The following is a 397-nucleotide window of genomic DNA, read 5'->3' on the forward strand; positions in this document are numbered from 1 at the left end:
TATACGCCTCATACAGAGGTAACCCTGTGGGCAGAATCCCATGAAGGATATTATTTTACGGGATGGTCTGGAGATACTGTTTCCGCAGATGATACTCTAGAGATTGTTACAGATACGGGGACTCATCTCTCTGCCGGGTTTGATATTGTGGAGTATACCCTTACCTATGAATCAAATGGAGCGGATTCTCTGGCAGATAATCCGGAAACATATACGGTGGAATCGGATACCCTTTACCTTGCCGCACCGTATCGCAGTAATTATGATTTTGTTGGATGGTTTAGAGACTCTGCTTTTACGAATGATCCCGTCACAAAGATTCTTCCCGGTACGACGGGTGATCTTATGTTCTACGCACAGTGGAGTATTCACACCTATTCCCTTGAGGTATCCGCAG

At 45.3% G+C, this 397-nt stretch carries 1 protein-coding gene; it reads left to right on the forward strand.

The genetic code is table 11. From position 1 onward, the window contains the following. A partial coding sequence (locus CALK_RS11745; protein ID WP_034638458.1) for an InlB B-repeat-containing protein occupies window positions 1-397 on the forward strand: 397 nt, incomplete at both ends.

The sequence above is a fragment of the Chitinivibrio alkaliphilus ACht1 genome, assembly GCF_000474745.1.
Lineage (GTDB): Bacteria > Fibrobacterota > Chitinivibrionia > Chitinivibrionales > Chitinivibrionaceae > Chitinivibrio > Chitinivibrio alkaliphilus.